Below are 14,119 nucleotides of genomic sequence, written 5' to 3'. Positions count from 1 at the left end.
TGCCCTTCCGTGCGTAAGGGAGAGGAAGCTGGTCGGCACTCAAACGTTGCCCCGGCAATTCTGAGTGGCGGTTCCTGGTAAGTGGTGCTTGTTTTGCTAACAGAAGCAGGCGCGACTTTTCTGGCGTGCTCAATGTGCCCAGCTTCACCTTTTAGCTATTGACAACCAAGTATTAAGCAAAAAACAATATGCGTAAATTCTGGATTGGCTTACTGATTTTTCTGGTGGTACTGGTGGCGGGCGTGGCCCTCACCCCCATTCTGTTCAAGGACAAAATCAAGCAGGCGCTTGATAAGCAGTTGGCCGAGCGGGTGAATGCCAAGGTGCAGTATGACCCCAAGAATGTGAGTCTGAGCTTGTTCAGCAGCTTTCCTGACTTAGCGCTGGGCATTGATGAACTGCGCGTGATTGGGCAGGACTCGTTTGCGCGCGACACGCTGGCCTACTTACCCTCTTTTCGGGTGGGGCTGGATTTGATGAGCGTGGTAAGCGGCAACGAAATCAAGATAAACAGCGTGACCCTTGACCGGCCCGACATCAGCGTGAAAGTGCTGAAAAGTGGCCTAGCCAACTACGACATCATGGTTTCCGACTCGGCGGCTGCGGCCAAGGGCCAGGATACCAGCCAAGTGAGCCTTGCTATTAAAGGCTGGGAGGTGAAAAACGGACGACTGCGCTATGAGGACCGCACCATTCCATTCGGGATGGAACTGCGCGGCCTCAACCACACCGGCTCCGGCGACTTCGCCCGCAACGTGTTCGACATGGAAAGCCAGACTAGCGCCGAGCAGTTCTCGATGACCTACGACGGCACCGAATACGTGAGCAAGAAGAAGCTGACCGCCGACGTGACGATGGCCATGGACCTGGACAAGATGCTGTTCACTTTCAAAGATAATAAGGTGCAGCTCAACGACTTCCCAGCGCAATTTGCGGGCTCTATTGGACTGCCCAACGCTACGGATATCACCTACGACCTAACGTTCAAGGCCTTAGAAACCGACTTTAAGAATATTCTGAGCTTGGTGCCGGGCGTATATACCGAGCAGTTTAAGGATGTGGAAGCCGGCGGCAAGGTGGCGTTTGATGGCTACTTCAAGGGTGTGCAGAACGAAGTGAAGATGCCTGGCTACGGCGTGAATCTGCAAGTGAAAAACGGCACGTTCCACTACCCGCAACTGCCACAGGCGGCCAAGAACATTAATGTGGATATGGTGGTGGACAACCCCTCGGGTTTCACCAACAACGTGAAGGTGAACGTGAAGCAGTTCCACCTGGACCTGGGCGCCAACCCCATTGACGGTAACGTAGCCATCGACGGACTGGAGCCCATGAAGGTGGACGGCCGCGTGAAAGCCAACGTGGACCTGGCCGAAATGATGAAGGTGTACCCCGTGCAGGACTTAGTGCTGCGGGGCAAACTGTTCGTGGATGGCACGGCCAAAGGCACGTACTCCGATAAGCAGATGCCGGTGGTGCAGGCCAAAATGAACCTGAGCAATGGCTACGTGAAAAGCAAGCAGTTCCCGGCGCCCATTCAGAACCTCACCGTAACGGGCACTGTGCTCAATCCCACCGGCCAGCTCAACGATACGCGGGTGGACATCAGCAACTTCCGGATGCTGCTTGATGGCGAGCCACTCGAAGGCCGGGTGGCCACCCAGGGCGTGGACAAGCTGCGCTTCGATGCCGATGTGAAAGGCGTGGTGGACTTAACCAAAATCACCAAAATCTTCCCGCTGGAAGGCATGACCGTAACGGGCCGCCTCAACGGAAACATTGCCGCCAAAGGCAACATGGCCGACATTGAAGCCGGGCGCTATCAGACGGTGGTGGCTTCGGGTACGGTGAATGCCCAAAACGTAACCTACAAGAGCCCCGACCTGCCGCAGGGCATGAAGGTAACCAAAGCCACAGCCAGCTTCAACAACGACAAGATTGTGCTGCAAAACATGAGCGGCTTCGTGGGCTCGTCGGACATTGCGGCGTCGGGTACCATCAGCAACTACATGGGCTACTTGTTTACGCCCGGCCAGCCGTTGCGCGGCAACCTAAACGTAAGTAGTTCGCGCTTCAACGTGAACGAGTGGATGGTGGACGAGGTATCGGCCAAGCCGACGGCGGGGGCTACGGCCGCCACCAAAGCCCCGGCTACTGCTACCAAGGCCGACGGTGTGTTGCAGATTCCGAAGTACTTCGATTTGGTGCTGAACTCGACGGTGGGGCAAGTGGTGTACGACAACCTCAAGCTCGACAACGTGAAGGGCACCGTGACCGTGCGCGACGAAGCCGCTATCCTCAATGGCCTTACATTCAACACACTGGGCGGTAATTTTGCTACCAATGGCTCGTATAGCAGCAAGAACCTGGCGCACCCAAAATTCGACTTCGGGCTGAACATCAAGAACCTGAACTTCCAGAATGCCTTCAACGCTTTCAACTCGGTGAAGGCCATGATACCGCTGGCCGACAATCTGGAAGGTATCTTCTCCACCAACTTCAAGGTGAGCGGCGAAATGGGCCCCGACATGATGCCGAATTACAGCACGCTTACTGGCAAGGGCCTGTTTGAAGTGGTGCGGGCGGCAGTAAGCGGCTCGCCGGTACTCACCAAAATCAGCAGCCTCACGCAGCTTCAGGAGCTTAAAAGCTTCGCGGTGAACAATAAGGACGTGGCCGCCGAAATCATCAACGGCAACTTTATTGTGAAGCCCTTCGACCTCACCGTGGGCCAGATCAAGATGACGGTGGGCGGCTCCAACAACATCAGCAACGGCGGCCTAGAATACGTAACGGCCCTGAACGTACCCACTGGCAAGCTCGGCAGCCAGCTCACTGGCCAGCTAACGCGTCTTACCGGCGTCACCGACATCAAGGGCACCAAGCGAGTAACACTAGGCCTCAACATTGGCGGTACCGTAAGCAGCCCACAGGTGAAACTGACCACCGGTAGCGTGAAGGCCCAAGCCAAAGACATTGTAACGAGCGTGGTGCAAGCCAAAGTAGACGACGCGAAGCTCAAGCTACAAGCTCAGGCCAAAGTGGCGCAAGACAGCGTGCAGCGCGAGTTGCAGCGCCGCCAGCAGGAGCTACAGGCCAAGGCCCAGCAGGAGGTAGAGAAGAAGCGCCTAGAGTTGGAATCGAAAGCCAAGCAGGGCCTCAACAACCTGCTATTTGGCAAGCCGAAAAAGGCCACGCCTGCTCCTACGCCACAAGACCCACCGAAACCAACGGAGCCGGCTACTAAGGATAGTACAAAAACCGGTCAATAGAATTTTATTGTACTTTAGAGGCACGAGCCGGCATGCTCGTTGCCTCCAGCGAAGCAGCTTGGCGGTCAGATGACGTACCGAGCTGCTTCTTTCGTTTTCTACATTTCCTGTTGCCTCTCTATGAAATTACGCCACCTCCTTCCGCTGGCCCTGCTAAGTGCCTCTGCCTTTGCTAGTTGCAGCAAAGCCGAATCCAGTAACTCCAAGCTGGAAGTCCGGCTGATGGATGGCCCAGGTGATTTTCAACGGGTGGTGCTGGACGTACTGAAGCTGGAAGTGCACCTCAAAGAGGAAAACGACCCCGAAGGCTGGAAACTACTCCCCTTCCAAGCCCAAACTATCAACGTATTGGAGTATGTAAACGGCCGTTCAGCCCTGTTGGTCAGCACCGATTTCGAGCCCGGTGACTTGAAAGAAGTCCGCCTGCTGCTGGGTCCTGATAGCTATGTTGTGGGCCGGGATGGGCAGCGCTACGACCTTAAAACGCCCAGCGGCCAGACCTCCGGCGTGAAGCTCAAGCTAAATAAAGCGTCATTGCAGGCTCGCCAGACCTTTCAACTGCTGCTGGATTTCGATGTGGCGAAGTCCATTGTGGAGCGTGGCAACTGGCGCCCCGGCAACGACCGAAAAGAGCGGTACCTGCTGAAGCCTGTTATCCGGGTGGTAGCGCAGAACTTGCAGGCTAGCCTCCGCGGCACAGTTACGCCAGTGGCGGCCCTGCCGCAGGTACTAGCCATCCGGTCGTCCATCACCGTACCCGATACTTTCAGCACAGCGGCTGATGCGGCCGGGGCTTTCCAGTTGAGTGGTCTACCTGCTGGTACCTACCGGGTAGAGCTGTTCCCGACCACTACGGCCCCTAGCGGCCAGCCCACTTACCGCAACGTGGTACGCTCCAACGTCAGCGTCGTAAACGACCAAACCACCGACCTGGGCCAGATTCAACTGAACTAAACTCACTGGTTCAGCTGATAAACAAAAGCCGCTTCCTTGTTCGAGGAAGCGGCTTTTGTTTAGGTATCACTACTTACTATAACCCTTGCCTTAGCGCTGGCAGATTCTATCGAGTGCCCCGCATATCTTTTTTTATTTTCGAGAACTTAACCTCAAAGAGGCGGCCGCTATGGGCTGCTTGTTTACCTTTAGCTCTATCCTCAATTTCTATTTACTTATGAAACTGCCACTTATCTCTTGCCTATTACTTCTCTCACTGGGAGCCTGCCAGAAAGATGCGGAGGATGAAGTCCAGCCCGAGTACGCCGACTGGTACGCTCTGCGGGCACCCGACGACCGAGCAATTGAAGCTGTGCACGGCGACATCGACGGCACCTTGCTTATCACAACTGGTTACAAGATATACCGGACAACTGACCGGGGCCGGACCTGGCGTACCGCCGATTACAGGAGCAATAGTAGTTTATTAGGCTTTTTACAGCTACAGGACACGTTGCTCATCCTCAATGCGCAACTCGGGTCAGCGTCTAACAACGCCACTGCCTATGCCATTTATCCGTCCTATTTCAGCTTAGACCAAGGCATGACCTGGAAGCCCTATACTGATTGGAGGCGCCGCAACGATTTTGAGCCCAAAGTAGCGCGCAACCGAGCTACTTCCGCTTCGGGTATGGAATACTCCATCGACTTCCTGGTCACTCCAGTTTCGCCACAATCCAGCAGCTCATACATTGAAACGGTAGGCATCAGGACTTCAATGGGAAAGCAACTGAGTTTGCCCCAAGAGCACCAATTAACGAGCGTTTATTTTGATGCTTCATCCCGGCTGTATGTAACTGGTTCGGCACCGCTGTGTGGCCGTGGCAAAGACTTTTCTTTCTGCGGCGAGCAGAACGGGGTGCTCTACGTTTCTAAAAAGCCTCAGCCGTAAGCACCGTTGTTTTCAAACAGAAGTGCCCTTCAGCTATTCTGCTGAAGGACGCTTCTGTTTCGTGTCAGCTACTACTTATTCCAACCCTTGCACCAGCGCTAGAATTTCCTGCTGGGTAGCTTGGGTTTTGTCTTGCGCATACCAAGCGTGTATTTTCTCGGCGTACTCTTCGTGGGTGGCACCTTGGGCTTTCAGTTCGAGTAAGAGCTTTTGGGCTGCTGCCGGGCGGGGGCCCCAGTGAGCCACCTCCGTTAGGGTGTCAGGGTTCAGCACTACCAACTTCGGGATGGAGCGGCTGCCGTTGGTGAGGTACCGGTCCATGATGTCGAGGTGCTCGTCGCGCAGTACGTAGCGCGTGGTGAGACGCCCGCTTGAGGCCTGCGCCACAGCTTCCAGCACGGGTACAATCTGAGCCGCGTCGCCGCACCATCCTTCAGTGATAATCAGCCAGATGTAGCTCTGGCGCAGGTTAGCTACCGCCGCAGTCAGTTCGGGCAGTACCCGTGTGGTTTTATCGAGGCGCTGCATGCGCTGCACGTTGAGGCGGGTATAGGCCGTCAGGGCTTCCGACTGCTCGGGGCCGGTGGTTTTGTCGTCGGCCAGCGCGGCATCAATCAGCTGACGGTAAGCAGGGTACGTGTAGGCAGAGGCGAGGCGCTCTGTGGTCAGGACGGGAACAACCAACGAGTCGGGCATAATGGGAGAAGATGAGTCGGGTACGGATGCTGATACAACAGAAAAAAGCCTGTTTCGGTAGCCGAAGACAACCCCAAAACAGGCTTTTTATCTTACCTACCCTACTGGCTACAGGCTGGGCACGTCGGCCAGGGCCTCTTTAGCCGACAGTTCACGGCAGTAGGTAATAAAGTCGGTATTGATGGGTTCGAGGCCCGCCGCCCGCAGCTCTTTGGCCACTTGGGCGCGGTGATAGTTGGCGTGCACCGGCACGTGGGTGAAAATGTCGGACACCTGGCTGGTGTAGGTTTCCCCGATGGAGTTGGTGTACGAAATCAGGCGCTGCAATTCGGCATCATCGGCGCTGTTCACATACTGCTGAAACCGCTCCGAAGTTTGCTCATGCCAGTGGTGTAAACCAGCCAAATCATGCTCTTGCCACACTTTTACGGGGCTAGGCGTAGCAGTCAGGCGGCCCAGCCAGATGGCTTGGGCATTGAGTACGTGGCTGAATATGCGAAGTCCTCCGGCCGGGAGTGTGGCTCCGCCAGCTACTAGTTTATCGAGGTGACCGAGCAGGGTGGCATTGGCCCACACGTTGTAGGCCCCCAGCTTTTCGTTGGTGTTGATCATGGCAGTAATGTAAGTACAGCGTTCTGCAAGAACAATGGCTGCATTTAGCCAGAGCCCTTAATTACAGATGCGTAGCAATGGTTTATGAAATGTGTACAGCTTTTGTAGCTGCGCTGCAATATTACCAAGCGGATAGCAGTTTTGCTGCCATCTAGGCAACCCTCTTACCGCGAGTCCTGCCAAACCAGACGCTCTTCGGTACGGCGTTTTGCAAAATAGCGGCAGGCACTGTTACCGTCACCCTTACCCGTGATACCGCCTTCGGGATGGCAAATCAGCTTACCGTTTTGGTCGTAGAGGCTGGTAAACTGGTCGCAGCAGCCTAGGGTTTCGTAGTATACCACCTGGCCTTCGTACCGATAGCGCATAATGCGCGCCGCTGGATTTTGCGGGGGTTCGGCGGTTATCTGCTGAATTCGTTTTTCCAGCCAACCAGGCCGGGCCGTAGTATCAAACTGGGCCACGCCCCCGTCGGGCACAGGAGTTGTGGTGTTCTTGGCAACAGGTGCAGGTGTGGAAATGATGCCGGTAGTACCCGCAGAAGGCGTGTCGGTAGGCGTGGTAACCACCACATTTTTCTGGCAGGCCGCACTAAGTAGCAGCAAGGCCACAGCGGGCAACGAAACGAACGTAAAGGGGCGCATAAGGCGAGAGAAAGTAGGCGCGAAAACTAGTCAGGCCTGCCACTAGCGTAGCCTGACGTTCAGCTTACGCCCGCCGGAGCGCAGGGTTCTGTTATTAGGGTAGGAGTGTAAGTGGGTGTGCGGGTAAGAGGTTATAAAGACAAGTGGAAACGAACAGAAATAGATCAACCTATTATGCCTGGGCTCCTCTTATCCTCTCATTCGCACACCCTAATTCATCAACGCCCATAGCCGCGGACCGAATACCAACAGCCCCACAATCAGCGCCGCCACGGCACCTACCAGTACCGCACCAGCGGCCACATCCTTAGCCCGCCCGGCCAACAGGTGATACTCTGGCGACACCAGGTTCACTACAGCCTCTATAGCTGTATTGGCCAGTTCCAGCCCCCAAACTAGCCCGACGGCCAAGGCTACCAATGCCCATTCCGTCGGGCCCAGTTGGAAGTAGAACCCCAACCCTATTACCACCACCGTAGCTACGGCATGAAACTGCAAATGCACCTCGGAGCGCAACGCCGCAGCCACGCCTCGGAACGCGTAGCCAAAGCTGGCCGCCCGCTGGCGCAGCACCGCCGGAAACCGCCGGGGTTGAAGATTAGGGCTAGGAGGATTCACGGGCGTCGAATTCGTGGAAAGTACCTTGGCGCAGCACGTTCCACTCGGGCTTGATGACGCTGAAAATCACGGTGTCGCGGCGGCGGCCGTTTTGCGTGTATCGGTGGCTGCGCAACGTACCTTCCTCCACGGCTCCCATTCGGCGCATAGCCTCCTTCGATTTCTGATTGTGCGAATCGGTTTCCAGCTCCACCCGCTCGCAGCCCAGCCCCTCAAACGCGTACCGGAACAGCAAATACTTCACGGCCCGGTTCAAGCCAGTGCGCTGGAAATCAGTACCCAGCCAGGTATAGCCGATGGATAGCCGGGCATCCTCGGCGGCTATGTTGTAGTAGCTGGTGCTGCCCGCCACCCGGTTGGTTTCCTTATCGATAATTACAAACGGATACCGGAGGTGGGCTTCCCGGCCCTGCATGGCCGCCGCAATGTAGCCGGCTAGACTAATCTTGTCGTCGGCGCGGGTGAGGGTAAACTGCCACAGTTCGGGGTCGAAGGCTACGGCTTGCAGCGCCTCGAAATCGGTGGTAGCCAGAGGGCGCAACAGGGCCCGGTTATTTTCGAGAATGATGTCCTGCGAGAAATCCATACGAAATAGTGCGTGAGGATGAACCACTAAAGATGCCCGAAAAAAAGAAGATGGTAGCAGTGCTTTGTTTCAAAAGCCCAAACCCTGCAAAAGCAACTCGTACTGCGCAGGTGGTAAGTGCCCGCCACTGGCCTGCGGATGCCCATGCGCGAAATTGGCAGGGGGCTCGGCACCAGTTCGGGCAAAAGCTTCGCGCAGCAGATCGGGAATATGAATGTTGCGGCTGGCAGCACGGCCAGCCACCGCAATAGTCCCGTCGGGCAGGTAACCGAGGTTGGCACACAGCACTGCCCGGTCGGGTAGGCGCTGAATCCATTGCTGCGCCACCAACGGATGTATCTGGCAGGGCGAGTTGATGGTGATAAGGGCTACGGGTGAAGCATTAGGGCCGGCCGGCGGAAACTTAGGCGGCATTTTGCGCGCCACGGCCAGGGCGGCGGCTACTTCGGCGCGGTAGCCTGCTAGGGTAGCATCTTGCGCCAAGCCCCGCGGATTTTCGTCGTGCATTAGGTAGCGCAGGGGTAGGTCGAGGTCGAAGGCACCGGCCCGCCGGGCGGCATTGCACATAGCCACGGCCTCTTTCAGCCACTTGGCGGTGAACTGCTTTTTCGCTTCAGCCAGAGGCGGCCACGCGGCCTGGTCGCCGAGGTCGGAAAGGATACCGATGGCCGCCACCCAGCGCAGGTCGGTTATATCGGTTTCGGCGGCCAGCAGCTCATACGCCAGCCACGCCGAACACGGCACGGGGTCGGGCAAGCCATAGCCGGTAAGTACGGTGCTACCCGCGGGGGGCATGCCTTCCGGGATATGGTGGTCGACGTAGAGCACAGGCACGCCGGCCGTTTCCAGCGTACCGTGCGCGTGCACTCCCAGATCGGTAACTAGCAGCGCATCAGGCTTGTGCGCCAGCAGCTTGTCTTGCACAGATGGCGTCAGGAAAGCATTTTCGCCTTTGCCCGACGGTAGCACTATTACTTCCCAAGTTGAATTAATTCGGCGCAAGCCGCGCCCAAACAAGGCCCCGGCCGCCAACCCATCGGCATCAAAATGGCAATACACTACCACCCGGCCGTTGCAGGGAATTACGTCGAGAAAGGCCCGGAAAGGCGCTACAAATTGCGGGTAAGCAGGCATGAAAACGGGCAGCCTGCATGGTAGCAGACTGCCCGTTGTTCGTGAACTATACTCGGAAGGTTGTAGCTAGTGGCTGGAATAGGCTAGCTCTACCCTGCCTGTCTTAGCTTACTACTTCTTGATTTCGCCCACCATATCCTCGGGCTTCAGCCACTCGTCGAACTGCTCCTCGGTGAGGTAGCCGAGTTGCAGGGCGGTTTCCTTTAAGGTTGAGCCGTTTTTGTGGGCAGTTTGGGCTATTTCGGCGGCTTTGTAGTAGCCAATGTGTGGGTTGAGGGCCGTTACCAGCATCAACGACGAATCCACGTGCTTCTTGATATTCACTTCCAAAGGCTCGATGCCCACGGCGCACTTATCGTTGAAGCTCACGCACACGTCGCCAATCAGGCGGGCCGAGTGCAGGAAGTTGTAAATCATCACCGGCTTGAACACGTTCAGCTCGAAGTGGCCGTTCATGCCGCCAATGTTGATGGCCACGTCGTTGCCCATTACCTGCGCCGCTACCATGGTCATGGCTTCGCACTGGGTGGGGTTCACCTTGCCGGGCATGATGCTGGAGCCGGGCTCGTTATCCGGAATGTGCAGCTCGCCGATACCAGCGCGGGGGCCCGAGGCTAGCAGGCGGATGTCGTTGCCAATTTTCATCAGCGAAGCCGCTACCGTTTTCAGAGCACCGTGGGCTTCCACAATAGCATCGTGAGCGGCCAGGGCTTCAAACTTGTTTTCAGCCGTGATGAAAGGCAGGCCGGTGAGGTCGGCAATGTGCTTGGCTACATTTTCAGAGTAGCCTTTAGGCGTATTGATGCCCGTGCCTACGGCTGTGCCGCCCAGCGCCAGTTCGCTCAGGTGCGCCAGCGTGTTCTTAATGGCGCGCAAGCCGTGGTCGAGCTGCGACACGTAGCCCGAAAACTCCTGCCCTACTGTTAGCGGGGTGGCATCCATGAGGTGGGTGCGGCCAATCTTTACGATGTGCATGAACTGCTCGCTCTTGCTCTTCAGCGTATCGCGCAGCTTCTCGATGCCGGGAATGGTGGTTTCCACCAGAATCTTGTAGGCCGCAATGTGCATGGCCGTCGGGAAGGTGTCGTTGCTCGACTGCGACTTATTCACGTCGTCGTTGGGGGCCAGCACCTTCTTCTCGTCCGAGAGGCTACCGCCTTGCAGCACGTGGCCGCGGTAGGCTACCACCTCGTTCACGTTCATGTTGCTTTGCGTACCCGAGCCGGTTTGCCACACCACCAATGGGAATTCCTTGTCGAGCTTGCCTTCCAGAATTTCGTCGCACACGCGGCCAATCAGTTCAGCTTTGTCGGCATCCAGTACCCCGGCGTCGCGGTTGGTGAGGGCGGCAGCCTTCTTGAGGTAGGCAAATGCCCGGATGATTTCTTTGGGCATCCGGTTGATGTCCTGCGCAATCTGGAAGTTGTCGATGGAGCGCTGGGTCTGGGCGCCAAAGTAGGCGTCGGCCGGCACCTGCACGGTGCCCATGGTGTCTTTCTCGGTACGGAACTGCATACTAGGGAATGAAGTGAGGAAGTAACAAGATTCAGGTGACCAGCGCCGACGGCCTTGAAATGGCAACCGGCAACGCTACCCGCTGCGAAAGTACGGAAGGCACGCGGAAGGCGCCGCGCTACTTCACTACTTCCAGCCAGCCTTTCACGTAGGGCGTGCAGAAGTGCAGGTTTTCCAGCGTGTAGTAATACACGCCGGCGGGCTGGCCGGGGCCCCAGTCGTTGCGGTACTCGTCGGTGGTGTACACTTGCCGGCCCCAGCGGTTGTAGAGGCGCAGGCGCGTACCAGGCTCAATGGTGGTGGCTTCGGAGGGCCGGAAGGTATCGTTCTTGCCGTCGCCGTTGGGCGTAATGACGTTGGGTGGCGACACCGGCCGCAGCAGCGTTACATTCACCTCTTTTTCCTCGATGCAGGTGCCCTGAGTGATGCGCACCGTGTAGCGGCCGGAGGTGGTAGCCACAATGTTGGGCGTAGTAGCCAGCGTCGACCAGAGGTAAGCACTGCCCGGCTCGGCTGTGGTTTTCAGCACCACTCCACCTACAATACAGCCCGTGGTATCGGCCGAGAGAGTGGGCGAAGCTACCAACCGAACCGTGGTACTGTCGCGAGTAGAGCAGCGGCCATTATCTACGAGCACCGAATACTTGCCGGGCTGCCGCACTACAATGCTGGCTGTGGTGGCGCCTGTGCTCCACCGGTACGTGGTGCCAGGGTTGCTGGCATTCAGCGTGAGCGAGCCGCCGGGGCATATAGTGAGGTTACGGGGCAAGGCTACCGTGGGCTTAGCTTTCACGCGCACGGTTACGTAGGTGGTATCGTTGCGGGAACAGGCCAGCCCGGTACCCAGTGCTACCAGCCGCACCCGGTACGTGCCTGGGTTCTGAAACAGGTGCACCGGCGCCTGGGTGGTATCCGGAGCGGAGCCATCGGCAAAGTTCCAGCGGAAACGGGTGCTGCCCATGGTGTTGTTTACAAATGCTGCCCGTAGCGGCGCACAAGCCGAATCGATAGGGGCCACGGCGGCCCGCACCGAAGTTCCAGCACCGGAGTTCTGGTCGAGCTTGAACACCAGTACATCGAGCCCATTGGTGCGCGACGTACGACCATACGCCGTACTGGTGGTAGGGAAGCCGCTACCCGTGCAAATACTTTGGTACAGCCGGCCCTGCTCATCAATGCGGTGCGAGGAAGTATGCGTGTGCTGCCCGACCGGGCCGAAGTAGGAGCCGAACAGCCGAGTGGTGCCAGCGCCATCCAGCGTGGTGGTATAAAACCCACCCGAAACCCCATTGGGCAAAGAGTTTACTACAGGCAGTCCGGAGCCACTATCGAAACCGGCCAAGTGTATGTTGCCGCAGTTATCGAGCTTAAACGACTGAATGGCAATAGAGAAGCTATTGAACGGCTTAGCCAGAAATCGTTGGGTGGTAAGCGCATTGTTCAAGCCCGCCACGAAAACCCGACCATTGGGAGCGGCGAGGGCGCCTGGTGTGGTAGCCAGAGTGCCGGCGGCCGTGCCACATATCACTATGTTGCCGGCGGCATCGGCGTCCAGGTGCGTTACGGCGTTGGCTCCGTTTGCCGAGCCAAAGAACGTAGAAGCCAGCAACGCGCCGCCATCGGCTCGCAAACGAGCCACGAAACCGTCGTTGAAACCAGCGTATGTGGTGCGCAACGCGCCGGGTGTCACCGGAAAATCGGCAGAACCGGTAGTACCCGTCACCAGCACGTTGCCATTGGGCTCCAACTGTATTGCTGTGCTGGTTTCCGTTCCTAAAGCACCGCCCAGAAAGGTGCTCCACTGTAGCGTGGTCATGGAGGAATTCAGGCTGATTACAAATGAGTCGGTGCCTCCAATAGTCCGGTCGTAAGCGCCAGAAGTGGTAGGAAAGTTAGACGACGCAGTAGTTCCCACCACTACAACTCCAGTATTGGTTACGGCTAATTCTATGGGGGTATCCACCGTGTTACCACCCACATACGTTGAACCCAGCAAGGCCGTACTAGTGGCATTCAGGTGCGTAACAGCCACATCGGCTAAGCCGTTGGCGCTGGCATCGTAGCAGCCAGCCGTGCGCGGGAAGTCTGCCGAGAAGGTGCTAGTCAGCACGTACAGCTCGCCGGCGCTGTTGGTACGCAAGGCCCGGACTTCGTCGGCGCCGGTTCCGCCCAGATAGGTAGCGTACAAGAGCTGAGAGCCGGTTGGGTTGAGCTTGCTGATGGCTACATCGGTACTGCCCTGGTACGATACCTGATAGGCGCCGGGCGTAACCGGGTACCCATTGCTTTGCCCGAAACCGGCCGTATAGATGTTGCCGGCGTTGTCGTAGCCGGTGGCGGCGCCCCACACCTGGCCAGTACTACCCGAATACGTAGCCGCTACCACCACCGGGTCGATTACCAGAGGCTGGCTATGGTCGTAGCCCTGCGGAAAATTGTAGCGCAACACATTGTTGGTGAGTTGGTAGCGGCAGGATACCGGCCGGCGCTGCCCGCGCATCAGTTGGTAGGCATACGGGCGCTGCTCCACCACATCGGTTACGGAAGTGTGCACTAGTAGCGTACCATCGGCCTGCAGCTTAAGGCCATCGGTGCCGCGGTAGCGCAGGGCAATGGCAGCAGGCTGCCCACCCGGCTGCACAATGAAATCATACTTGAGGCTGCCGTTGTCGGTGCCATACACGCGCAAATCGGTGCCGGGATAGAGGCTCTGGTAGCGCACTTCCTCGAACAGCGTCACGTGGCTGGCCCAGCGGCTAGGGTCACTACCGATAAAATAGTTGTGATACGCTGGTAGTGGCTGCTGCCCTACCGATTGCGCGGCGGCCGTTGCGCCCACAAAATCAACGAATACTGCGTGGCCGTGCATAGCTACCTCGGCGGCTGGCTGGTGGGTGCGGGTTGCCACCTCCGCAGCATGGTGGGCACGTTGCTGGTCGGCGGCACTGCGCCAGTCGTACACCAAGCCAGTGGCAGTTAGGAATACGCTGCCGCCCGGCACCTCGGCCCGGAACCGCACTGGCGCGGCCCACTGGCTTTTGTTTTCAACGAATTGAGGACCGGCAGCAGCTTGCGCTGCTACACTGCCGGCCACGCCTAACATGCCCAATACCGGCCGTAGCCATCGGGTAGACAAGAACATAAAAACTAAGAATAG

General features: G+C 57.5%; 11 protein-coding genes. 3 read left to right on the top strand and 8 right to left on the bottom strand.

Annotation, left to right across the window (positions count from 1 at the left end; genetic code table 11):
- Window positions 1-188 precede the first annotated feature (188 nt).
- The 3 genes from G536_RS0121600 to G536_RS0121590 all read left to right on the top strand — a co-directional run bounded on the left by G536_RS0121600 (window position 189) and on the right by G536_RS0121590 (window position 5,157).
- Window positions 189-3,272 carry an AsmA-like C-terminal region-containing protein gene (locus G536_RS0121600; protein ID WP_022825690.1) on the top strand — a complete coding sequence of 1,028 codons (3,084 nt, stop codon included), beginning with the start codon at window positions 189-191 and terminating at the stop codon, window positions 3,270-3,272.
- 120 nt (window positions 3,273-3,392) lie between these two features.
- On the top strand, window positions 3,393-4,226 hold the full coding sequence (locus G536_RS0121595; protein WP_022825689.1) for a DUF4382 domain-containing protein: 834 nt from the start codon (window positions 3,393-3,395) through the stop codon (window positions 4,224-4,226).
- Between the two features lie 217 nt (window positions 4,227-4,443).
- The gene (locus G536_RS0121590; protein WP_157530836.1) at window positions 4,444-5,157 is read left to right on the top strand and encodes a hypothetical protein; all 714 of its coding nucleotides are present in this window, start codon (window positions 4,444-4,446) and stop codon (window positions 5,155-5,157) included.
- A 75-nt stretch (window positions 5,158-5,232) separates the two neighbouring features.
- On the opposite strand, the gene G536_RS0121585 is transcribed toward G536_RS0121590, so the two are convergent.
- The 8 genes from G536_RS0121585 to G536_RS0121550 form a co-directional block, all read right to left on the bottom strand.
- Window positions 5,233-5,853: a thioredoxin family protein gene (locus tag G536_RS0121585; protein WP_022825687.1), complete on the bottom strand. Its 621-nt coding sequence runs from the start codon at window positions 5,851-5,853 to the stop codon at window positions 5,233-5,235.
- Window positions 5,854-5,961: 108 nt separating this feature from the next.
- Window positions 5,962-6,465, bottom strand: coding sequence for a DinB family protein (locus G536_RS0121580; RefSeq protein WP_022825686.1), 504 nt, complete (start codon window positions 6,463-6,465; stop codon window positions 5,962-5,964).
- A 164-nt stretch (window positions 6,466-6,629) separates the two neighbouring features.
- A complete protein-coding gene (locus tag G536_RS32805) occupies window positions 6,630-7,109 on the bottom strand; it encodes a DUF6970 domain-containing protein (RefSeq protein ID WP_022825685.1) in 480 nt (159 codons plus the stop codon).
- A 210-nt stretch (window positions 7,110-7,319) separates the two neighbouring features.
- On the bottom strand, window positions 7,320-7,727 hold the full coding sequence (locus tag G536_RS0121570; protein ID WP_211223350.1) for a diacylglycerol kinase family protein: 408 nt from the start codon (window positions 7,725-7,727) through the stop codon (window positions 7,320-7,322).
- Window positions 7,714-8,313 (bottom strand): GNAT family N-acetyltransferase, encoded by a 600-nt coding sequence (locus G536_RS29315; protein WP_022825683.1) that lies wholly within the window; start codon window positions 8,311-8,313, stop codon window positions 7,714-7,716. Before G536_RS29315 ends, G536_RS0121570 begins: the two co-directional genes overlap by 14 nt.
- 69 nt (window positions 8,314-8,382) lie before the next feature.
- Window positions 8,383-9,447 carry a DHH family phosphoesterase gene (locus G536_RS0121560; RefSeq protein ID WP_022825682.1) on the bottom strand — a complete coding sequence of 355 codons (1,065 nt, stop codon included), beginning with the start codon at window positions 9,445-9,447 and terminating at the stop codon, window positions 8,383-8,385.
- A 111-nt stretch (window positions 9,448-9,558) separates the two neighbouring features.
- Window positions 9,559-10,962: a class II fumarate hydratase gene (fumC, locus tag G536_RS0121555; protein WP_022825681.1), complete on the bottom strand. Its 1,404-nt coding sequence runs from the start codon at window positions 10,960-10,962 to the stop codon at window positions 9,559-9,561.
- 118 nt (window positions 10,963-11,080) lie between these two features.
- A complete protein-coding gene (locus G536_RS0121550) occupies window positions 11,081-14,104 on the bottom strand; it encodes a DUF7948 domain-containing protein (RefSeq protein ID WP_084708770.1) in 3,024 nt (1,007 codons plus the stop codon).
- Window positions 14,105-14,119: the final 15 nt, after the last annotated feature.

The organism is Hymenobacter norwichensis DSM 15439, from assembly GCF_000420705.1.
Taxonomy (GTDB): Bacteria; Bacteroidota; Bacteroidia; order Cytophagales; family Hymenobacteraceae; genus Hymenobacter; species Hymenobacter norwichensis.
The sequence above is the reverse complement of the archived record's forward strand: the minus strand, read 5'-3'. Positions and strand labels throughout refer to the sequence as shown.